This is a genomic window from Vibrio sp. 970, assembly GCF_033339075.1.
The window spans coordinates 1-682 of the sequence record NZ_JAWOTW010000351.1 but is presented as its reverse complement, the minus strand read 5'-3'; the positions used below and the strand labels follow the sequence as shown (position 1 = coordinate 682).

Genomic DNA, 682 nt, shown 5'->3' with positions numbered 1-682 from the left:
TGCTTCAAGGTACAACCAAGAAAGCGGTTGATATCATGGGAGATGGTCGTCGTTTGGCTGATACCAGTGTGGATGACGCGAATTCTGCAGCAGCGAGCCTGACGCAAATCCACAGTGCGGTAGAGCGCATCAGCGACATGGCAACGCAAATTGCGTCTGCGGCGGAAGAGCAAGCATCTGTAACAACAGAAATCACTCGTAACACAGAAGGCATCCGCGACGTATCGAACGAGCTTTCTGTAGAAGCTCACTCAGCAGCGGAGCAAGCAGCGCACCTATCTGAGCTGTCTCACGAGCTTGAGCAAGAGATCAAACGTTTTAAACTGTAATCCTCAGTTTGACGAAAAAACAAAAGGAGCCGATAGGCTCCTTTTTAATGCATGTTTTTCGGTGAATGATTGTTGGTAAATAGCTACAACAAAAAATCTATCTACAACCAAAAATCACTGATTGGTTGGTCATCATTGTAGTGATGTGCCATCTGCGCCTGAAGCAACTCGGCCGTAGCAATCGCATCAGTTAACGCATGATGCGGAGAGTAGTCTGGTAACCCATAGCGGCGTCGAGACTGCGCCAAACGTAGAGACTCTGGTCTCTTTCCTTTCAGGCGATTCCAAATGCCGCCAGCGCTTCTCTTTTGTATGTTCTCTTCGATTTGTAGCGTATCTAACACGGGAAACTC

2 pseudogenes are annotated in these 682 nt (G+C 47.9%); one reads left to right on the top strand and one right to left on the bottom strand.

Going from position 1 to position 682, the window contains the following annotated elements:
• A pseudogene (locus R7Q11_RS26605) lies at positions 1 to 329 on the top strand (methyl-accepting chemotaxis protein); the annotation flags it as partial.
• Between the two features lie 101 nt (positions 330 to 430).
• On the opposite strand, the pseudogene R7Q11_RS26600 reads toward R7Q11_RS26605, so the two are convergent.
• Positions 431 to 682: pseudogene (locus tag R7Q11_RS26600) on the bottom strand (3'-5' exonuclease); the annotation flags it as partial.